Origin of the sequence: Tychonema sp. LEGE 06208 (assembly GCF_015207505.1) — a bacterium.
In the GTDB taxonomy this organism is placed as follows: Bacteria; Cyanobacteriota; Cyanobacteriia; order Cyanobacteriales; family Microcoleaceae; genus Microcoleus.
In genome coordinates this window covers 1-21,411 of the sequence record NZ_JADEWT010000052.1, presented here as the reverse complement: position 1 = coordinate 21,411, position 21,411 = coordinate 1, and the positions used below count along the sequence as shown (strand labels likewise).

Below are 21,411 nucleotides of genomic sequence, written 5' to 3'. Positions count from 1 at the left end.
TGGTGCGATCGAGCGCGGGCAATGTAGATTTGACGCTATGTAAGGGGGCTGCTACGCAATCTGACTGCTTTAGCGCCTTCGGCTACCGTATCCGGTCTGCTGAATGGCGGTATTTTGTCACGGGCGAAGCATTCCAAATGCTACTCATAGTTTAATGGTAAACGCAACAACACGATAGCTACAGCAATTAAAGCCGCCAAAAATTTCGATTCGATCGGTCTTGGAGAAAGCGGGTTTTCGCGCGCCAACGGACGATCGGGCGATCGGTCGGGCTGTCGGTAGCAAAAAGCACAACAGCTTCTAACAGAGGACTTCGATCGCGTCCGGTGGATTAATCGCAATAAATCAGGTTCGCAGTGCGGACTTGCATACCCACGCGCGAATCGGCTCGATCGAGAAACCAGGTTTTTAGCATCGCCAGCTTTGACTGCAAAATTCACGCAGCAGAGGGCATCGACTGGGCAAATACCACCGATTGATAGTAGCGCCGCAGTTGTGCGGTAGCAGCGCCCCAACCCCAGCGTTCAGCTTCACAGCGAGCGTTTTGGCGCAGGGTTTCCCGTTCTTCGGGATTGGCAAACAGGCGCTTTGTAGCAGCCAGAGCTCCTGCTTCATCATCCGGGTCAAATAAATAGCCGTTAACCCCATCGGTGACGATATCGGGAATTCCGCCGCTGCGCGCCGCCACTACGGGCGTTCCTGCAGCCATAGCTTCTAGGAGCACCAAGCCTAGGGTTTCGGTGCGGGAGGGAAAAATGAAGGCATCGGCAGATGCGTAAGCAGAAGCTAGTTCTTGCCCCTTGAGGTAGCCGACAAAATTAGTGGGGGTGTCAGCAAAATATTGTTCGAGGGTTTGTCGATGCGGCCCGTCTCCCACGAGGGCGAGGCGGGCACCGGGAATCGCGGCGAGGACTGGTTTGATCGACTCGATTTCTTTTTCGGCACCGAGGCGGCCGACGTAGAGTAGTAAGGGGCTGTCTGGGTGATTTTCTGACAAGCGCGATCGCATTTCTGGACTTGCCAATTCCGGGACAAACATTTCAGTATCAACGCCCCGCTGCCACAAGTCTACCCGATCGATCCCGTGATTTCTGAGTTCCTCCACCATTGCTGTAGAAGTGCACAGATTTAATTGGGCTTGATTGTGAGCACCTTTAAGCAATTCCCACAGCAAAGGTTCGAGCATTCCAAAACCGTAGTGGTGCAAATATTTAGGTAAATGCGTGTGGTAAGAAGCCAAAATCGGAATATTAAACTTTTTGCCGTAATATATACCGCCCAACCCCAAAATAGCGGGATTGACAACATGAATAATATCCGGTTTAAACTGCTCTAATTCGCGACCGACAGCCGGAGAAGGAAGTGCCATTTTCAACTCCGGGTACATCGGCAAAGGCAAACCCTCCACACCGTAAACCCGAGCGCCTTTGTACTCTTTTATCCCGTAATCTGGAGAAAAAATCAGAACTTGTTCGCCCGATCGCTGCAAATGATCTACAGTGTGAATCAGGCGCGTGACAATGCCGTCTATTTTCGGCAGGAAAGTTTCAGTGAACAGAGCAATTTTCATAAAAATAAGTCAATTAGAGAACCGATAATCCTAGCCTGTGGCAAACATCGGGGTCGGTAACAGGATACACTGTCTCGCGGGGAGTAAGTAATTCCGAGCGATCGGCTTTTGTATTGTAGTGATGCTGTTGCTGCACGAATTCGGAAATATCCTCAATATTCACAATCCAATCTCGCGAGTAATTAGCTAAAACACTGCCGCGCAAACCCAGTTGAATTGCCCGCCGTTCTAGTTTTGCTCCACTTGGATGATGATCCGGATCCCATTGCAGCCGTACAGCAGAACTTTTAACAGCTTGTTGCCATTCTTTTTCGCTTCCGTACACTTCTGAAACGAACTTAGAACCAACGGCAGATGCTAAAATTTCATCAAAGGCGGAACGCTTCAGCCAAACAGCCAGAATTACTTCTTGTCCGGGTTTTGTTCCCCATCCCGATCGATACATCATCCATAAAAAGTTCGGCTTAATCCAACTCATGCGGTTCAGACTGAATTCACCGCCAAAATAACCGTGTTTTGCAGCAAAAAGACCGATCGCCGGACGGTAAGCTTGGTAAACTACAACAGTATTATCATCAAATTGCGCCAGAATGTGACGACCTGTTTTCGGCCATTTACTCCCTTGATTTAAATAGGATTCTGTTAGCAGCTTCATCACCAGTAATTACGAGATATAATTTTTAAATTAACCGCAGAGGACACAGAGGACACAGAGCAACAGAGCCAAAGATAGAGGGAAATCCATTCAGAACTTGTAAACCCTTCTCTTCCCTTCTTTTCTCTTCCTTTGCGCCCTTTGCGCCTTCGCGGTTCGTTAAAAAAACTCTCTCCCGCAACTAGAAACCCAAAATTACCTGTGCCAAGAAACCTTCGGCAAAATCTGGTTTTTATCGACGCGGTGCTGATATTTTGTAGCAAAATTCAGCAGAGAATCGAGCAACGAATCTGAGAGATAGTGCGGCTGCAAACCTAGTTCTAGCAAGCTGGTGTTTTTGGCATTGAAATAATGTTCTTCTTTCTCGACTCTGGGATTTGCGAGGTTGTTGATTTCTACTTTTAATCCCATTGCCGTGCCTGCTTTTTGCACCAACAAGGCTAAGTCGCCGACGCTGAATTGTTCGGTGAATTGGTTGAAAACGCGGAATTCTCCGGCGGAGGCGGGGTTGGCGATTGCTAATTCCACGCAGCGCACTGTATCCCGAATGTCTAGGAAGGTGCGGGTTTGTCCGCCGGTGCCGTAAACTGTCAGGGGATGACCGATCGCAGCTTGGATGCAAAATCTGTTCAATGCCGTACCGAATACTCCGTCGTAGTCCAAACGGTTGATTAACAGTTCGTCCATGCCGGTTTCTTCTGTGAGCACGCCGTAGACTACGCCCTGATTTAAGTCGGTGGCTCTTAAACCCCAGATTTTGCAAGCAAAATGGATGTTGTGGGAGTCGTGGACTTTTGACAGGTGGTAGAAACTGCCCGGTTGTTTGGGATAGGGTAGTGTATCTTTGCGGCCGTTGTGTTCGATCGTAATGTAGCCTTCTTCAATGTCAATATTCGGGGTGCCGTATTCGCCCATTGTCCCCAGTTTCACTAGGTGACAGTCGGGGAAGTCTTCGCGCATGGCGTACAGCAGGTTGAGTGTCCCGACGACGTTATTGACTTGGGTGAGGACTGCGTGTTCGCGATCGATCATCGAGAAAGGTGCCGAACGCTGTTCGCCAAAATGGACGATCGCCTCTGGTGCAAATTTTCTCATGCTTTTGCTGAGAAAATCGTAGTTGGTGATGTCACCGACGAACAAGTCGATCGACTTACCCGTTAAATCTTGCCATCGCTGGAGTCGTTGCTGAATCGGCGCGATAGGAGTGAGGGTGTCGCTGCACAGTTCCAGATCCCAGTGCCGCCGCACGAAGCTGTCGAGGATGCCAACTTCGTGACCTTTTTGAGAAAGGTAGAGTGCGGTTGCCCAACCGCAATAGCCATCGCCACCAATAACCAGGACTTTCATTAAAATAATGGGTAGAAACCCCGTCCTTCTAGGACGGCTTTACATCAATTTAAATCCCCTCGCGGGGTGGAAGGGTATGGTTGCCCCTCCGATGAGGTATGGTTGCCTCAAACTCCCATTTCTGGGGTAAAGTTAGCTTCGCCAAGGTTTGGCGTGCTTTTTAGACTTGCAGCACTGTTTCTGTTACCTGGAAACTGTTTAACTGCAAATGACAGAGCGGAAAACTAGCTACGCATTCAAGGAGTGTCGTGACTCAAAAAACTCAGTCAGTTAAGACTTAGGCTGGTCAAGACGGCTTTTGAGATTTCTCTTCCAAGCCTCACGCCTGATAGCTGAGGTTCCTGACAAATCAACGGTGAATCTTGCTTGCCAATACTGGGTTAATGTACCAGGTAATGGTGCATTGTGAACCTTCAATCGAGCGCGATCGGCCAAAACATACTCTGTTTTTCGGCATTAAACCTGAATTTCGTCGGCGAAACTGGCGCGCCTGGTGAATTCAAAGGGGCCCGCCAGAGCTCCCCAGACGTGGGCGTCGGTTTCTGGGTCGCGCCCGCGATCGTGACTGATAAACTTGTCTTGGTCGATTTCGAATTCGCTGTCTAGATAGGTGTTTTTGCCGTTTCTGACCACAGCGCACCCTTTTCCGGGTTCGACAACGCCCTTGAAGCTGCTGCCCGTCCAGTGGGTCAGAAAGGTGCAGCCAGGGAGCAGTTTGAGTTGTGCTGTTTTGATTTCTTGCAGCCGTTGGGGTTCGCGGGATGCGCCGTAGAATTGTGCTTCATTTTCGATCGCATAATTTTCGATGTCGATGCGATCGCCCGCCGGGACTAATTTTAACACTCGCACTCGGTACGGAGAGTTGATCTCGATGTCGTAGGCTTGTTCTAGATAAAGACTTACTCCGTCCAATATCTCCACGGGTAATGGTCTCATACAGACGCGGATGTGCGCGAAAAAAGGCGGATTTTCAAAGGCTTGGGCTTGATTGCTGAAGTCGGCCGCCATCCAGCGGGCGAGGGTGACTATATCGGTGGAATGAGACATATCTATTTTAGATTTGGGATTTGAGATTTTGGATTGGGGGGAGTAGAAGTTATTTTAGATTAAAGCGACAGCGTTCGATCGACGATTTGGATCTCCCACTTATTGAAAAATTCGGGTTTAGGGATTTTCTGTTTTGTTGGATATTCTCAATCAGTAAATCAATTAAACACAAAACTTGAGTTGGATAAATATTTGATTGATGCGTTAACCGCAAATTTCAAGCCGACCAACACAGATGGACGCAGATGGATTTAATAATTATTTGAAAGCGATTGAGGACAAATCGAGTCTAAAATATAATACAACTTACTCACGGGTGTCATCACCTTTGTGTTTTTCCCAAATACTCTTGGGGATCATCTGTAGTTTTGCATTTGTAGTGCTGTGTTGCGATCGAGTCTTCGATAGCTGTCTTGTGCGAGATAGCACTCGAAAAAAAATGCTTTGCGATAGAAATGAGATGCTCCCTACTTTCATTCAAGGCTACTTCAACGACAAAAATCCGGTTTTTTAGGTATTGATGCGTAAGTCATATACAATATCGAGATCTACTCAATTTTTTTTCCAGTCTGCTTGCGATGCTTCGATCGCCCATGTCACACATAGAACTAATCGGTTCGCTAATTTTGCTAGTTTAACCAAGCTTCGCAGATGTTTTCTCATTAACGTAGCTCCGGTCTCCTTAACAACTATGTGGCAGATAAATATCAATTGTATCTATAGCAATTATCAAAAAAAGTAAAGTGTAATCGCGATATATATCGATTATTCATTACCAAACAAACCAGTATTTTTGGTGTTAAAAATGAGTATAGGCTTTTTGTCAGGAATGTTTTAATTTATGAGCGTCGATCTTTTCTTTTTAATTTCATTGTTATTGATTGCGTTGGGAGCAGGATTTATGCTCTTGTCAATCATCAAAACTCAAAAAATCTTAGATTTACTACAAGAACACAGTGGCTACCTAGCTTGGAAGATACTGCGGTTTTTGATGGTGTTTTTTCTACTGGGATATTGTCTAGCTTTATTCTTACTTATTAATCAACAGTGGCAATTCCTTCCTATTTTGATTGGCTTAGTATTTTGCCTGGGTTCACTATTTGTTCTGCTTAATGTTAATATCTATCATTACACGTTCCAGCAATTATTAGCAACACGAGTTACTCAAGAGGTTTACCGTCGCGCTCAAATCGCAACAGAGACTACCTTAATTGAGCTAAAAAAAACCCAAGCAAAGCTGATTCACAGCGAGAAAATGTCCAGTCTAGGACAAATAGTGGCAGGTATAGCCCACGAAATTAACAATCCCATTGGTTTTATTCACGGCAACCTTAGACATATCGAGGAATATACTCAAGTAATACTGCATCTGATACAGCTTTATCATAAATACTTACCACACCCTCCTACTGAAATTAAAACTGAACTAGAGGCGGTGGATTTTGATTTTGTGAAAAAAGATATTACCAAAATATTACAGTCTATGAATGTCGGCACTACCCGAATCAAAAATATTGTATTATCGTTACGTAACTTTTCTCGTTTAGATCAAGCTGAGTTTAAAAAAGTCGATATTCACGAAGGAATTGATAGCAGTCTGTTAATTTTAAGTCATCGCTTGAATGCTACTTCTACTCGCCCGCAAATCTCAATCGTCAAAAAGTATGAAGCGCTGCCAAAAGTTGAGTGTTGTGCGGGACAATTGAACCAAGCATTTATGAATATTATCGCTAACGCTATTGATGCAATTGATGAAAAAAGCGATGGAGAAAATACTAATCAAGTTGAAACAAAGGTAGGTAAGATTACTATTCGGACATCTGTAGTGGATGGATTTATTCAAATTGCGATCGCCGATAATGGATGTGGCATACCAAAATCGATTCAAGGGCAAATATTCAATCCATTTTTCACTACAAAGGAAATCGGTAAAGGTACAGGGATGGGACTATCTATTAGCTATCACATTATTTGCGAAAAACATCACGGTCAGCTAAATTGTTCCTCAAGTCCCGGAAAATTAACGGAGTTTACAATTTTGATTCCAATCAAAATGTGAGGGTTGGTATGCCGTAATATAGCCTTTTTCAAAAAGGTGAGGAGTTGAAATTATAGATGTTTAGGTTTCGCTGAGTACGAGTTATAGATTCTTTGACTTTGTTCGCGAAGCAGAAAAATTTAAAAGTTGTACAGCGAAGCCGAAGCATCTATTCTCTTTTTGAGAAAGGTTATATATTAAGCCTCTTGTCGAATTGCGCGATCGGCCGAAGTATTGGCGGGCTAAATCTAGAGGAAAAGTTCAAGATTTTTTGCACGAATACTTCGGCCTATCGCACATTTTACCAGAAATTTAATGTTCTGGTTTTTACATCGAAGTTAGTAAATTAGATGAGTTTGACAGCCCGCAGACCAAACATGAGCACTGTGGCCAAGCCGACCATGCCGCCGAAAATCCCAAAATAAGCTATTGCTCCGGTAAGACTCATTGCAATTTCTCCCAAACAATCAATAAGAAGACATACACTAAGAACTATAATCTATAATCTAATATCTAAAATCAATAAATATGCACTCAGTGATAAAAGTTGACTTGGGGCCGCAATCTTACAATGTTTGCGTGCGATCGGGCGGTTTAGACGAACTCGGCAGTCGGATGGGCGAGATAAATTTGGGTAAAAAAGTGCTGCTGGTCTCGAATCAGTCGATTTTTCGGCACTACGGGGAAAGAGCAACAGCAGCCCTCGAATCTGCCGGTCTGGAAGTTAGTAGCTGCATCTTACCACCGGGAGAACAGTACAAAACTTTAAATTCGATCCAGAAGATTTACGGTGCGGCTTTGGCCAATCGCTTGGAACGTTCTTCGACAATGGTGGCTTTGGGCGGCGGGGTAGTTGGGGATATGACGGGTTTTGCTGCGGCGACTTGGCTGCGGGGAATTAATGTGGTGCAGGTTCCGACTTCGCTGCTGGCGATGGTTGATGCTTCTATTGGCGGGAAAACGGGGGTAAATCATCCTTTGGGGAAGAATTTAATCGGGGCTTTTCACCAGCCGCGTTTGGTTTTGATTGACCCGGATGTGCTCAAAACTCTGCCGGCGCGGGAGTTTCGTTCGGCGATGGCGGAAGTGATTAAGTACGGGGTGATTTGGGATGCGGAACTTTTCGCGAAGTTGGAGAATTGCAAGCGTTTGGATCAAATGCGCTATGTGAAGGCGGATTTGTTGGCGGAAATTTTGAGCAGGTCTTGTCAAGCTAAGGCTGATGTGGTAAGCAAGGACGAGAAGGAATCTGGTTTGCGGGCGATTTTGAATTACGGTCACACGATCGGTCATGCTGTGGAAAGTTTGACGAATTACAAGGTCATCAATCACGGGGAAGGTGTGGCAATTGGTATGGCTGCGTCTAGCCGGTTGGCTGTGGAGTTGGGTATGTGGGACGCTGAGTGCGATCGCCGCCAGTCTGCTTTGATTGAAAAAGCGGGTTTACCTGCCAAGTTGCCTGCTGGTGTGGATGTTGAGGAGATTTTGAATACTTTGCAACTGGATAAGAAGGTGCAGGATGGTAAGGTGCGGTTTGTGCTGCCGGTGCGTTTGGGCGAGGCTGCTGTGAGCGATCGGGTGGACGGAGATGTAATTTTACAAGTTTTGAGGGAAATGCTTTAAGAAGTCATTAGTCAGTAGTCATTAGTCATTAGTCATTAGTCATTAGTTAGTAGTTAGTAGTTAGTAGTTAGTCGTTAGTAGTTAGGGCGGGCTGAATAAGTAGTCCTGCAAAATTAATTACACAATATTTCACGTGAAAGCCTTACCTAGCAAGGAGTTTTTATGTAATTAATTTTGTGTAGTTACTTAAGTCGGAGAAACCTCAAGATCGATCGCACATTCAATCAGCCGACGAGCATAATTAAGATTGGTTCGACAGTTTTGAATCCAAGTTTTCAGAGTCACAAAACTTACATTCAGAACTGTCGAACCGGGTTAATTCCAGGTAGATCGGACAAGGTACGGTTTTAGGAACCGCTCGACTGCGAATTCATTTCTTCCAAAATTCGATCGACTTTAGTAGCCGCTTGAGTTCTGCCCTGCTTGATAAATAACTCCTTAGCTTTTTTGAGACTGGCTACTGCTTCCGCTTGCTTTTCCTTGTCTCCTTGCTGGTACAAACCGACTCCTAAATTGTTTAAAGCATCGGGATATCGATCGTTAATTTTAACTGCTTGTCTCCACTGCAAAATTGCCTCTGGCAACTGCCCTTGACTTGCCATCGCCACGCCTAAATCGTTGTAAGCTTTGGCGTGCTGCGGGTTGACTTCAACTGCTTTTTGGAATTGGACGATCGCATCGCTCATTTTACCTTGCCCGGAAAGCAGATTTCCCAGCTTATAATAAGTATCAGCTTGTTTCGGATAGCGAGCGATTATTTGTCGGTACAAAACTTCGGCATTGACCAGATTTCCTTGACCGTAGAGGTCGTTGGCTGTTCTCAAACCCACCGTGTAGCCTTTACCTACAACTTGGCACTTTTTCTCGGAATTGCCTTCCTGCTTGCAAATCCTGAGTTCGTCTCCCTTCATTTCGTAGGATATAACTTCGCGCACGGCAGGCCCCCGGCGCGGTGGCTGCGAGTTCTGCGACTGCAAGTTTTGCGAGAGTTGCAGGGCGATTGGTTCAGCTTGTACCGGTTGGGCTACTGCAATGTGGCAGATTCCTGCACCCGCCAAAATGCTTGGGGCGATCCACTTTAAAGGTTTGAACAAGCGAAACTCTCGATCGTTTTTCATTTTGGTGGAAATGTGTTTTTGATATCCTGCGGTCAAATCGGGTACGTTAAGTCCGGCACATTAAGTCGGAGGCAATACGAGTAACTGTTAGAACTTATTAACAGTCGTGATATTTTAGCACTGTGCGGCTGATTTTGAGTTAAATTAGATTATATTTCCGATCGATTCTCAGTCAACCTTAGCAGGAAAGTAGAAATGGGGCCGTCTATTCTCACCATGCTCGTTACGCTCATCCTCGGCTACACTCTTAACTCAAGCGTCAAAATAATCAGCGGCGGAGATCAAGCTTTAGTCGAACGTTTGGGTCAATACAAGCGAACCCTCCAGCCCGGATTCCACTTTATCAGTCCTTTGGTCGAAAAAGTAGTCTGCGTGGACACAACCCGCGAACGAGTTTTAGATATTAAACCTCAGTCAGCAATCACGGGAGATAATGTGGCCCTTGAAGTCGATGCCGTTGTGTATTGGCGGGTTGTAAATTTGCAGAAAGCTTATTATGGAATCGATCAAATTGAAAATGCGATCGCCAACTTAGTTTTAACGACGTTTCGCGCCGAAATTGGTCGATTACCCATGCAAGACATCTTGGGTTCCCGAGATGACATGAATAAAAAGTTACTCAAGAAGTTGGACGAAGCTACCGAAACTTGGGGCGTTAAAGTAATTCGCGTAGAAATTCAAAGCATTACACCTCCAAAAAGGGTGCAAGAAGCTATGGAATTGGAGCGAGCTACCAAGAGCGAATGGCAAGCAATGGTCAATAAGGCGATCGGCACTAAAGAGTATATGAGACTTTTAGTTGAAGCTTTAGACTCCCATCCCAATAGCAAGCAAGTTTTGAATTACTTAGTAACCGAAAAATACTTAGACGCTCAACAAAAATTAGGCGAAAGCGACAACGCCAAAATTTTGTTTATGGATCCGAGAAACATGACAGAAGCTCTCAACGAATTGATGGGTTCTATGCCGGATATCGAGCCGCACGCTAACGGGGGAGAACTCAAACTAATCGACCAATCAACCGCTCAAGATTGATTTCTGAAGATAGCGTCGGCCACCAGACAAACATCGTGCATTTCTCTGACATCGTGAACTCGCAAGATATCTGCCAAATTTGCGATCGCACCTGTACAAGCCGCCGCTGTCCCCCAAATTCTTTGTTTAGCTTCCGGCTGCTGCAAAATCTGACCGATGAAGCTTTTGCGAGATACTCCCACTAAAATGGGACAGTCCAAAAAACTAAATTTTGGCAACTGTTGCAGAATTTCCAAGCTTTGACTGTAAGTCTTAGCAAACCCAATACCGGGATCGATAATTATCTGAGATTTGTCAATTCCCGCAGCAACTGCTGCCGCAATTCGGCTCTCTAAAAATCCCCCAATTTCCCCAATTAAATCCCGATAGTCAGTTAGTTTTTGCATCGTCTGGGGAGTTCCCCGAATGTGCATCAAAATTATCGGCACTTTCAACTGAGCAACGGTTGACAGCATTTGGGAGTCAAAAGTTGCTCCCGAAATATCGTTGACAATATCAGCTCCGGCCTCAACAGCAGCCCGAGCAACCAGCGCTCTGGTAGTATCTACCGAAATCGGAACTGACCCAAAAACATCGGTTTTTTGTCGCAGTATTTGTACGAGAGGTATCACGCGATCGAGTTCCTCTGAAGAGGATATTTCTGCTGCACCGGGCCGCGTAGATTGACCGCCAATATCAATAATATCTACGCCAGATTTTACCATATTTTCAGCTTGCGCTAAAGCAGATTCTATGGTATAGAAATCGCCACCATCGCTAAAACTGTCAGGGGTAATATTCAAAACACCCATTAAATAAGTGCGTTTTCCCCACTCGAAAGCTTTATTTCTAATAATAATTTGGGCTGAGTTAGGTGTCATGGCGAGTGAGATGTTAGATTCGAGATTTTAGGTTGGATATCCTGTCCGGTAGATTAGCATAACAAAAACGTTTGGTAGTGCGGACTCGCATTCCGCAGCCTGAAAGCGGACTCGCATTCCGCACTACGAACCATTTTTTAAAATGAGGTTTTTATAAAGTCTGATATGTCCAAGATTCTTCAACCAAAACTCAACCAGCTAAAAACATTATCAACGGTCAATTCTAACTCAATTCCATTAATAATTGGCAACCGATCTGTACCTCGGTACAATTCTACTTTTTGTCCGGGAAATACAGCTAAAATACTTTCTTCCTCTGGAGCTAGCAACCAACCCAACTCAGTACCCTGTCGCGAAGAGTGCAGCAATTTACCAAGAACTTTTGTTTGGCTTTGGTTTGGGGATAAAATTTCGATCGACCAATCTGGATTAATTTCAAAGATGTTGGCAATTCTACCCGAAGGCAAAAAAGGAATTCTTTCCCATCGGAATACTGCTATATCTGGTACGATCGCCATACCGCCAAAAGTGCAGCGCAATTCGGGAAAAGCCTTAGCAATTTTGCGAGTTTGCGCTACTCGATCGATAGTCTCGCAGAGTGCGCCTCGAAGTATGCTATGTTCGCCTTGAGGCATGGGTTTTTGAAGGATTTCTCCGTCAATAAATTCTGAGGCTGGTTCAGTTTCAGGAAGTTTGAGGAACTCCTCTAAAGCGGGTTTGGCTTGCACGATCGCATTCATGGAACAATTCTCTCGATCGGAGAAATACTCAAAGGCACATGACAATTATAGGCGATCGCTCGAACGTCGTATTATTGATCGTCCTCAAATAAGTCCAGCCGTTGACATCAAGGGAATTGAAAGAAGCTGGTAGCCCAAAAGGTGGTTAGTTGCCCCATCATCAACTGGGTACTGGAAGATTTTGGGGTAACTCGCAAAGATTGTCATTTCTCAACATCAAAACGCCTCGTACAACCACCAATTAGCAATTACCAATTAGCACATACTAATTATTTATAATTGACAATTCGAGCAAAGCTCGCAGCTTCCAAACTCGCACCGCCTACCAAAACTCCGTCAATCTCAGGCATCGCCATAACTTCATCAATATTCTCACCTTTAACAGAGCCGCCGTACTGAATCGGCACGTCAGGATTAGTCAATTTAGAGCGAATCAAACCAATAACTCGGTTAGCTTCCTTGGTTTCGCAAGTATCGCCAGTGCCGATCGCCCAAATCGGTTCGTAAGCTATTACTAAGTTATCTTGGTCAACACCAACCAAATCCTCAGCCAACTGAGAGAAAATATGAGCTTCTGTTTCCCCTAAATCCCGCTGCTGCTTCGTCTCTCCCACGCAGAGAATCGGAATTAAGCCGTATTTCTGAGCAGCTTTCAGCCGCAAATTCACCGTTTTGTCAGTTTCCCCAAAATATTGACGGCGCTCGCTGTGGCCGACGATGACGTAGCGAACCCCAATTTCTGCCAACATTAGCCCGGAAATTTCGCCAGTAAAAGCTCCCGACTCTTCCCAGTGAACATTCTGAGCACCGAGTCTGATGCGGCTACCGTGAAGGTTTTTCGAGAGGGCGCTCAAATCTGTAAAAGGAACGCAAAGCACGACTTCCCGTTCCTCTGGGGTTTCCGTCAAGCAGGACATGAATCCTTGAAGAAACTCTAGGGATTCTGCCCTAGTTTTGTACATTTTCCAGTTGCCAGCTATAACAATTTTACGCACTACTTTTTTAAATCCTTGTCCTTACAACGCAATATATAGTCTAAAGCTTTAGGGTACATTTCGATCCCTTATTGCCCAAACTCGATGCGAGCTTGCTCAACTAAGTCAACTGTGACTACTTCGGTTTCGGCGGTGCGGGCCAATTGCTCGATGCGGACGCGGGCTTGTCCCCGGACAAAATAGGGAATATTTTTCAGCTTAGCCTTGGCTTGGGGCGTCCATTTTAAATCGTCTGAGAATTCGGAATCTGGCATGGCGTATGGGTCGATCGATTGCAAGCGCTCAGTTTGCTATTTTGAAAACAGCCTGTATGACTGAATTTACCATGTTCAGGCGCGGGCGATCGAACTGGGCTTGACTCGGCGGTTAAAACCGAGACTCTACATAAAGAAAGCTAACCGTAGGGTGCGTCAGGGGGCCCGAATCCTTGAGTAGGCGACGAAAACATTCAGCCCCCTGACGCACCCTACAATAACTGCCCAAAAGAAATAGCCGCCACAAAGACGATGATTGGGGAGTGAGCGGTATGTGCTTGTTAAGCAAGACAACAAATCGATGGAGCCACCGAGAGGTTATCTTTGAGAATCAGAAGTTTCTGCTGCGGCTCGTCTCAACCGTTAGACAGCCAAATTCCCTGTTAAACTATAAGAAAGACTGTCTCAGTTGAGACCTCCTTAATAATGTCTGAGAAAAATTTGTTATATGAAATTACTCACTGCCCTCATGCACGGAAATGTCTCGAATATCCTTCTACAGAAAATCCCTGCCGTGACATAGTTAATTCTCAAAAATCCCTCGATTTAGACAAGTTTCAAATACCTGAACCTTGGAGTGGGCAGATCGAGGAAGCGCCTATTCTTTTTTTGAGTTCAAATCCATCAATTGGTTCTGATGAAGTCTACCCCACTTGGTGTTGGTCAGATAACGATATAAACAATTACTTTAATTATCGTTTTGGAGGAGGGCAAAAGGAGTGGATTATCAATGGTAAACAATCCTTGATGAAGGATGGGACATATAGTCGTGCTGTTAAGTTTTGGGCAGCAGTCCGTAAACGTGCGATTGAATTATTGCAACGGGATGTTAATCCAGGAATTGATTATGCTCTCACCGAAATAGTACATTGCAAATCTCATTCTGAAATTGGCGTAGAACAAGCTCAGGATCAATGCGTAAAAGCCTATTTATTGAGGACTTTAGAACTATCAAGAGCAAAAGTCATTGTGGTTCTAGGAGCTCCTGCGCGCCAAGCGATCCAATGTCAATTCAATATTTCCTCAACAGCTTCGATATCCGAGTCCATTAAAATCGGGGACTATGAAAGATTTTTTGCTTTTCTTCCACATCCAAATGCGCGCAGGTATCGCTCTTTTCTTAGGTGTTTACAAGATGATGAACTTGAAAGTCTACGTGCTTCTTTGCGATAGCATCAAATCATAGGGAGAGACACGGGCAGTCGCACAAGCCCATCTACACCAAGCGTCGCAAGTCTATCGGTGAAGTAATGCTGTAGAAAACAGCGATCGCTAAACCTATTGATATTACTCGTTAAGCAATCTTTGCCACAATACCCTCACTTCTTCCTGATCCAACTCAATCCCCAATGAATATAGAACAAGTAGATGCACCCTGATGACAACCTTCGGCTTTAAGCTGAAGGTTTTTTATTATATCACCAACTCTTCAAAGTGATTCAAACATTGCTGAAAAATCTGGTAACGCCGCACACTCTTCCTCAAATGCTTCCGCATCCCCCACATCTTCAACCTCGTATTGCATAATGCGGCCAGGGGACTGTTAGCTAACCGTAGGGTGCGTCAGGGGGCCCGAATCCTTGAGTAGGCGACGAAAACATTCAGCCCCCTGACGCACCCTACAATAACTCGGGGAGGACAACACTAATGACTGATGACTAATGACTGATGACTGATGACTGATGACTAATGACTGTTGACTGTTGACTGTTGACTGATGACTGATGACTGTTGACTGTTGACTGTTGACTGCTGACTGCTGACTGTTGACTGTTGACTGTTTTTAGTGGTCAGTGGTTATTTGTTAATTATTAGTTGTTCGTTCTAATTACCAATAACAACTAACCAATAACAACTAACCAATAACAACTAACCAATAACAACTAAACAATAACAACTAAACAATAACAACTAACCAATAACAACTAACAACTAATGACTATTGACTATTGACTAATCGGAATCTCGATTACAAACTCAGTACCTTTGCCCAATTGAGAACTACACTTAAAAACACCGCCGTGTTTCTCTACCACAATTTGGTAACTAATTGACAGTCCCAATCCAGTACCTTTTCCCACCGACTTAGTGGTGAAAAAAGGGTCAAATATGCGTTGTATCATAGATTCCGAAATTCCCGGGCCGTTGTCAGAAATCAGAATCACCGCACTAGGAACATTGCCATTAAGTTGACCCACAGCAGTAGAGATTTTAATTTGAGGGTTCACAGATTTACCAGAAAGCAACTTTTCCGATTCCAAAGCATCGATCGCATTTCCGATGACATTCATAAACACCTGATTTAACTGTCCCGCATAACACTCAACCAGAGGCAAAGTGCCGTACTCTTTAACTAGCACAATATGTGCACTGTCGGGATTAGACTTCAACCTGTGCTGCAAAATTAACAGCGTGCTGTCAATGCCTTCGTGAATATCAACCGCCTTCATTTGACTTTCGTCCAGCCGAGAGAAATTTCTCAAAGACAGAACAATTTGACGGATGCGATCTGCTCCCACCTTCATCGACAATAGCAATTTAGGCAAATCTTCCAGCAGAAATTCCAAGTCAATTTCTTCGGTCAATTCAGCAATTTCAGAACTAGAATCTGGATATTGCTGCTGGTAAAGTTCCAGCAAAGTCAGCAAATTTTCAGTATAATCACTGGCGTGATTGAGATTTCCGTAAATAAAATTAACGGGATTGTTAATTTCGTGAGCAATGCCTGCCACCAGTTGCCCCAAACCCGACATTTTTTCAGTCTGAATCAATTGAGCTTGAGTTTGCTGTAAATCCTTTAAATTTTGAGCAATTTGTGCGGATTGTAGTCTCGTTTGATCCAGCAAATCGGCTTGTTGGATAGCTACACCTAACTGATTGGCAACTTGAGCTAAAAATTTAACTTCTGAACTTTCCCAGTAGCGCGGCCCAGAATGTTGATAAGCTGCCAGCAAGCCCCAAAGTTCCTGTCCCAAAAAAATTGGGGCGATCGCATAAGCCTTCACCTGAAATTGCTCTAAAATACCGACGACACATTCCGAGTGACAAGCTTGATAGATATCGTCAACGGCTAGAGTTTGATTATTGCGATACCTGCCGCCTCGGTGTTGCTGCAAATAAGTATCTTCCCAAACTGTATTGATATCTTCCCCTACCAATTTTTTCCAGCCATCCTTGACAAACTCAGCAACATATTCGCCGCCCCAATCAGGATTAAAGTGATAGACAGCCATTCTATCGACTTGCATAAACTGACAAAGTTCTTGGGTTGCCGTCTGAAAAATCAGGTTCATATCGAGAGATTCTCGAATCTTTGTCACAACTTCAAACAGTATCCGCTGTTGCTCAGATGTCCTCTGGAGGTCGATCGTTTGCTGCCGCGTTTGAGCGAGCAAATCTGCTTGTTCTAATGCAACGCTCAACTGAGCTCCAACTTGCGTCACAAATTGGATTTCCGAAGTATTCCAATTGCGCGGGCTGTCGCATTGGTGCACGCACAGCAAACCCCAAAGTGCGCTGCCATTCATCATTGGCATAATTATTTGCGCCTTAATTTTAAATTGAGCTAAAAGAGCAGTGTGGCAGTCTGAGAGTCCCGCAGTTTCGATGTCTGGCAGCACTTGAATTTGTCCCTGACTGTATTTTTCTGCATACTTTTCGCTAAAGAAACGATCGTAAACTTTCACATTGATTGCTGAATCAAAAGCTGGCAAAACAGCTTCGGCAATAAATTCGCCTTCATTGAAATTTAAATCAGGGTCGAAGCGATAAATTCCAACTCTATCTGCAGTTAAAATCCGCCGCAGTTCTGTCGTTGTCGTGCAAAAAATTTTATCTAAATCGAGGGATTGTCGAATCTTAGTAACCACCTCAAATAGTATCCGCTCCTGCTCGGCTGCCCGCTGCAAATCAACTGCTTGCTGCTGAGTTTGAGCGAGCAAATCTGCTTGTTCTAGGGCGATGCTGAGCTGAGCGGAAATTTGGGTGACAAACTGAATTTCCGAAGATTCCCAGTTGCGGGGAGCCGAACACTGGTGTACGCACAGCAACCCCCAAAGGTCGTTGCCTTTCATTACTGGTGCAACTAAAGTAGCTTTCACCTGAAATTGAGCTAATATTTGCCGAAAACAATCTGGGAGTCCGACCTGTGTGATGTCGGGTAGTGCGTGAACTCGCCCCCGAGAGTAGAGCAGGGCGTATCTTTCTCCAAAGCAATGATCGTGTACTCTGACTGCCATTGCTGACAGAAAATCTGGCAAAACATCTTCGGCAACAAATTCACCATCCTTAAATTCTGATGCAGGATCGAAGCGGTACACCCCAACGCGATCGGCATTTAAAGCCCGTCGCACTTCCTGGGACATCGTGTTAAAAATCCTGTTCAAGTCTAGGGATTCCCGCATTTTTGCCACAACTTCAAACAGCACTCGCTGCTGTTGGGTCAACTGGTGCAGTTGATCCGTGCGCTCTTGAACTTGATTTTCTAAATTAACATTAAGTTCATCTATTTGTTGGTGAAGCTGTGAGTGGTTAATCGCCTGAGAAAAACTTCTGCCAAAAGTTTTTACTAATTCAAGTTCTTCAGGATTCCATTTGCGAACTTGGGCGGTTTTTGACTCTTTCCACATTTCAAAAGATATCCGAGATTGGGCGAGCCGCCCGTCGGCATCCAACTGTCCGGCCCAGAGAGTTTCGGTGTCAAATTCTTCTCGAAAAATGCTCAAGTAACCGAATATTTGCTGACTATTTCTGAGCGGTACGATTAAAATGCTACGAATTTTGGTCGATCGAAATGCAGGTTGCAGGCTTCTCAAAGTGCTAATTTTGTACAAGTCGGGAATTTCCCAAACCTGTTGCTCGCCGGATTTAAAATATTCGTGCCAGACGCTGTATTGCTCTACCTGCTGGTATTTTGCCGAAATTTGCATCCTCGGCCCGGAGCCACAAGTGTAGACTTTGAGTGTGGGAGTGGAATTGTTCGAGTCGGGATCTAAACTGGTGATTTTGCTGTCGAAAATGCACAGCCTGCCGCCGGCTCCGGCTAGTGCAGCTACACATTCTGCCAAAGCTGCTTGCAGTTCCATCGCGGGGTGGGAGTGCAGGGCTGCGGTGACGCGGTTGACGGCAGCTTCCCGCTGAGCTTTGGCTTGGGCGAGGGCGAGGAGGGTTGATTGGGCTATGGCTACGCCGAGCTGATCTGCCACCATCTGAACGCCTTGCAGTTCGTCTTCTGCGACACTCCGGGATTCGGAGTGGTGAGATACCAACAACCCCCAGAATTCTGCGCCGTGAAAAATTGGTACTGCCAAGGAAGCCTTGACGCCGAGTGCGCTCAAGTATTCGGCGTGGCAGGGGTCGATCGGTCTGTACCGCACTTCGTCGGGCAGCAGTTGGCCCGAAACCGCGTCGCGGCGGGGACTTTGGCCGAGCAGCCCGGAATCGATATCGGCGATCGATCGCACTTTTAGTTGCGCGAACAGTTGGCGGGCTTCAGGGGGAATATCGTCTGCTGGAAAATGCAGTCCCAATAAAGATGGCAAGCGGTTGCCGTTAATTGATTCGGCAATCACTTCACCGCTGCCGTCGCTATGAAATTTGTAGATTTTAACTCTGTCTGTTCCCAAGAAGGATTGAACTTCTCCTGTTGTGGCATCGAGAATTTCTGGCAGTTCTAGAGAGTGGCGAATGCGGTTGGCAATGCGATCGAGTAAATTTGCTCGATCGTAACTTACCTGGACATTTTCGATTTTTAATGAGTTCATTATTAATTTTTTGCTTTCCCAGCAATAAGAGTAAGCGGCTCAAAAGTTTTGTGCGTGTTTAAAAAATTGTCAAGCACAGTTATTTAATCAAAAATATGAATATCCTGAGAACAATCGTCGATTTGTTTTGTACCGCTACCGAGCTGCCTTCAAACAGCAACTTCTGATGACTTTTTTCAATTTTGTGCGATTAAAACTTTTGTACCTTAATTAAATATAAACTTTGTAGACCCGGCCTTGCAAGCTCTTTACCCTAAAGCATGAAAAATGTCAAGTGTCAAGACTTGCAGAATTATTTATAAAACGGTCGATCGACCGTAACACCAATTTTTATGCGATGTAGCGTCCTGAGAGTTAGGACGTTCTTGATTGCCCAAAGCCATGCAGTCTATTGCTTCTTTCTTGTTCCATCCATCCATCCGTTACATCCCGTACATGGCTCGTTGCCGAATTTCCTTCTGCTATATTTACTCAAAAAAAGCTCCTGCTTAACCGCAGGAGCTTTTTTTTGACTAGACCATCAAATCAGCCTAAGCTCGATCGATTAGTCCAAGTCAGGCATAGAAAGTACCGCTTCATTTTCGCGATCGATACCTCTCTCAAAACCAGCAACAGCAGCGCGAGCGCGACCCGCGTGCCACAAGTGGCCGACCAAGAAGAAGAAACCCACCACGAAGTGGAAACAGGCCAACCAAGAACGAGGAGACGTGAAGTTAAACGAGTTAACTTCAGTTGCCACGCCGCCCACAGAGTTCAAAGAACCCAAAGGAGCGTGAGTCATGTATTCAGCAGCGCGGCGAGCTTGCCAAGGCTGAATATCGTTTTTGATTTTGTTCAAGTCCAAACCGTTAGTACCGCGCAAGGGTTCCAACCAAGGGCCTTGGAAATCCCAGAAACGCATCGTTTCACCGCCGAAAATGATTTCGCCAGTAGGAGAGCGCATCAGATACTTACCCAGACCGGTAGGGCCTTGTGCAGAGCCGACGTTAGCACCCAAGCGTTGGTCGCGGATCAGGAAGGTCAAAGCTTGTGCTTGAGAAGCTTCCGGGCCCGTCGGGCCGTAAAATTCGCTAGGGTAAGCAGTGTTGTTGAACCAGACAAAGCAGGCGGCGATGAAACCCATCAGGGACAAAGCGCCCAAGCTGTAGGACAGGTAAGCTTCACCAGACCAGATTAAGGCACGGCGAGCCCAGCCGAAAGGCTTGGTCAAAATGTGCCAAACACCGCCACCGATACAAATCAAGCCGAGCCAGATGTGACCGCCGATGATGTCTTCCATGTTGTTGACGCTGACAATCCAGCCTTCGCCACCCCAAGGAGAACGAGTCAAATAGCCAAAAATCACGGCAGGATTTAGAGTGGGGTTCGTGATAATACGCACGTCGCCGCCGCCCGGAGCCCAAGTGTCGTAGACACCGCCGAAGAACATGGCTTTAGCAACCAGCAGCAAGCAGCCGCCACCCAATAAAATCAGGTGATAACCGATGATGTTGGTCATCTGGTTTTTGTCTTTCCAGTCGTAGCCGAAGAATGAAGAATATTCTTCGAGAACTTCCGGGCCGCGAACGGCGTGATAAATGCCGCCCAAACCGAGAACAGCAGATGAAATCAAGTGAAGAACGCCGACTACGAAGAACGGGAAGATATCAATGACTTCACCGCCAGGGCCGACGCCCCAACCCAAAGTAGCGACGTGGGGCATCAAAATTAACCCCTGTTCGTACATGGGCTTTTCTGGGATAAAGTGAGCGACTTCAAACAAAGTCATTGCTCCGGCCCAGAACACGATCAAACCAGCGTGAGCCACGTGTGCGCCCAACAGTTTGCCGGAGAGATTGATTAAACGAGCGTTGCCAGACCACCAAGCGAACCCAGAGGATTCTTGGTCGCGACCGCTTACATAGGAATTAGAGAGCGTTACCACGCGGTAGAACCTCCAACGATGTTAGTTTTGGGATTTTGGTTTTTTTGTGCCTCGGGCGATCGCGGGTTCACCGCGATCGCCCGAGGCACAGGTATTTGGATTTCCAATTAGAATTTAAAAAACTTAAATTAATCTGAAATCCAAATCCTGATTTTTTTAAAGTGCGTTACCGCGAGGAAGAACTTCTTCTGGGAACATGAAGTTTTCGTGAGGTTGGTCGATCGGAGCCATCCAAGCACGAATACCTTCGTTAATCAGAATGTTCTTAGTGTAGAACGTTTCAAACTCAGGATCTTCAGCCGCGCGCAATTCTTGAGAAACGAAGTCATAGGCGCGCAGGTTTAATGCTAAACCAACGATGCCAATGGAGCTCATCCACAAGCCTGTGACAGGTACGAACAGCATGAAGAAGTGCAACCAACGCTTGTTGGAGAAGGCAATTC

The 21,411-nt window shown here is 45.6% G+C and carries 18 protein-coding genes and 1 pseudogene; 4 read left to right on the top strand and 15 right to left on the bottom strand.

The window, feature by feature from the left end; genetic code table 11:
* Positions 1–140: 140 nt before the first annotated feature.
* From IQ263_RS15185 to IQ263_RS15165, 5 genes are all read right to left on the bottom strand, one after another.
* On the bottom strand, positions 141–440 hold the full coding sequence (locus IQ263_RS15185; RefSeq protein WP_194068155.1) for a hypothetical protein: 300 nt from the start codon (positions 438–440) through the stop codon (positions 141–143).
* The gene (locus IQ263_RS15180; RefSeq protein WP_194068154.1) at positions 437–1,570 is read right to left on the bottom strand and encodes a glycosyltransferase; all 1,134 of its coding nucleotides are present in this window, start codon (positions 1,568–1,570) and stop codon (positions 437–439) included. The genes IQ263_RS15185 and IQ263_RS15180 overlap by 4 nt, the downstream gene beginning before the upstream one ends.
* 13 nt (positions 1,571–1,583) lie before the next feature.
* The gene (locus IQ263_RS15175; RefSeq protein WP_194068153.1) at positions 1,584–2,225 is read right to left on the bottom strand and encodes a DUF4291 domain-containing protein; all 642 of its coding nucleotides are present in this window, start codon (positions 2,223–2,225) and stop codon (positions 1,584–1,586) included.
* A 195-nt stretch (positions 2,226–2,420) separates the two neighbouring features.
* Positions 2,421–3,572 (bottom strand): NAD-dependent epimerase/dehydratase family protein, encoded by a 1,152-nt coding sequence (locus tag IQ263_RS15170; protein WP_194068152.1) that lies wholly within the window; start codon positions 3,570–3,572, stop codon positions 2,421–2,423.
* 456 nt (positions 3,573–4,028) lie between these two features.
* Positions 4,029–4,619, bottom strand: coding sequence for a chromophore lyase CpcT/CpeT (locus tag IQ263_RS15165; protein WP_194068151.1), 591 nt, complete (start codon positions 4,617–4,619; stop codon positions 4,029–4,031).
* An 841-nt stretch (positions 4,620–5,460) separates the two neighbouring features.
* Between IQ263_RS15165 and IQ263_RS15160 the strand changes: the two genes are divergently transcribed.
* Positions 5,461–6,678, top strand: coding sequence for a sensor histidine kinase (locus IQ263_RS15160; protein WP_194068150.1), 1,218 nt, complete (start codon positions 5,461–5,463; stop codon positions 6,676–6,678).
* A 325-nt stretch (positions 6,679–7,003) separates the two neighbouring features.
* On the opposite strand, the gene petL is transcribed toward IQ263_RS15160, so the two are convergent.
* Positions 7,004–7,105 (bottom strand): cytochrome b6-f complex subunit PetL, encoded by a 102-nt coding sequence (petL, locus tag IQ263_RS15155; protein WP_194010188.1) that lies wholly within the window; start codon positions 7,103–7,105, stop codon positions 7,004–7,006.
* A gap of 80 nt (positions 7,106–7,185) precedes the next feature.
* On the opposite strand from petL, the gene aroB reads away from it, so the two are divergent.
* Positions 7,186–8,280 (top strand): 3-dehydroquinate synthase, encoded by a 1,095-nt coding sequence (gene aroB / locus IQ263_RS15150; protein WP_194010187.1) that lies wholly within the window; start codon positions 7,186–7,188, stop codon positions 8,278–8,280.
* A gap of 347 nt (positions 8,281–8,627) precedes the next feature.
* Here aroB and IQ263_RS15145 read toward each other — a convergent pair whose 3' ends face one another.
* Positions 8,628–9,398, bottom strand: a complete 771-nt coding sequence (locus IQ263_RS15145; RefSeq protein WP_194068149.1) for a tetratricopeptide repeat protein — start codon at positions 9,396–9,398, stop codon at positions 8,628–8,630.
* Between the two features lie 195 nt (positions 9,399–9,593).
* Here IQ263_RS15145 and IQ263_RS15140 point away from each other — a divergent pair, with 195 nt between their 5' ends.
* Positions 9,594–10,433 (top strand): SPFH domain-containing protein, encoded by an 840-nt coding sequence (locus IQ263_RS15140; protein ID WP_194068148.1) that lies wholly within the window; start codon positions 9,594–9,596, stop codon positions 10,431–10,433.
* Here IQ263_RS15140 and folP read toward each other — a convergent pair.
* The 4 genes from folP to IQ263_RS15120 form a co-directional block, all read right to left on the bottom strand.
* Entirely contained in the window at positions 10,424–11,293 is an 870-nt protein-coding gene (gene folP / locus IQ263_RS15135) for a dihydropteroate synthase (RefSeq protein ID WP_194068147.1), read from the bottom strand. The two genes, IQ263_RS15140 and folP, sit on opposite strands and share 10 nt — an antisense overlap.
* Positions 11,294–11,472: 179 nt before the next feature.
* The gene (locus tag IQ263_RS15130; RefSeq protein ID WP_194068169.1) at positions 11,473–12,033 is read right to left on the bottom strand and encodes a Uma2 family endonuclease; all 561 of its coding nucleotides are present in this window, start codon (positions 12,031–12,033) and stop codon (positions 11,473–11,475) included.
* A gap of 269 nt (positions 12,034–12,302) precedes the next feature.
* Positions 12,303–13,028: a triose-phosphate isomerase gene (gene tpiA, locus IQ263_RS15125; RefSeq protein ID WP_194068146.1), complete on the bottom strand. Its 726-nt coding sequence runs from the start codon at positions 13,026–13,028 to the stop codon at positions 12,303–12,305.
* Positions 13,029–13,096: 68 nt separating this feature from the next.
* Positions 13,097–13,282 carry a PCP reductase family protein gene (locus IQ263_RS15120; protein ID WP_194068145.1) on the bottom strand — a complete coding sequence of 62 codons (186 nt, stop codon included), beginning with the start codon at positions 13,280–13,282 and terminating at the stop codon, positions 13,097–13,099.
* Positions 13,283–13,708: 426 nt separating this feature from the next.
* Here IQ263_RS15120 and IQ263_RS15115 point away from each other — a divergent pair, with 426 nt between their 5' ends.
* A complete protein-coding gene (locus IQ263_RS15115) occupies positions 13,709–14,455 on the top strand; it encodes a uracil-DNA glycosylase family protein (protein ID WP_194068144.1) in 747 nt (248 codons plus the stop codon).
* Between the two features lie 773 nt (positions 14,456–15,228).
* Here IQ263_RS15115 and IQ263_RS15110 read toward each other — a convergent pair.
* The 4 genes and pseudogenes from IQ263_RS15110 to IQ263_RS15100 form a co-directional block, all read right to left on the bottom strand.
* Positions 15,229–19,044 carry a GAF domain-containing protein gene (locus tag IQ263_RS15110; protein WP_194068143.1) on the bottom strand — a complete coding sequence of 1,272 codons (3,816 nt, stop codon included), beginning with the start codon at positions 19,042–19,044 and terminating at the stop codon, positions 15,229–15,231.
* Positions 19,045–19,340: 296 nt separating this feature from the next.
* Positions 19,341–19,463: a hypothetical protein gene (locus tag IQ263_RS29355; RefSeq protein WP_255515887.1), complete on the bottom strand. Its 123-nt coding sequence runs from the start codon at positions 19,461–19,463 to the stop codon at positions 19,341–19,343.
* A gap of 125 nt (positions 19,464–19,588) precedes the next feature.
* Complete coding sequence (gene psbC / locus IQ263_RS15105) at positions 19,589–20,968, bottom strand: photosystem II reaction center protein CP43 (RefSeq protein ID WP_194068142.1); 1,380 nt, start codon at positions 20,966–20,968, stop codon at positions 19,589–19,591.
* 156 nt (positions 20,969–21,124) lie between these two features.
* Positions 21,125–21,411 (bottom strand): annotated as a pseudogene (locus tag IQ263_RS15100) (photosystem II D2 protein (photosystem q(a) protein)); the annotation flags it as partial.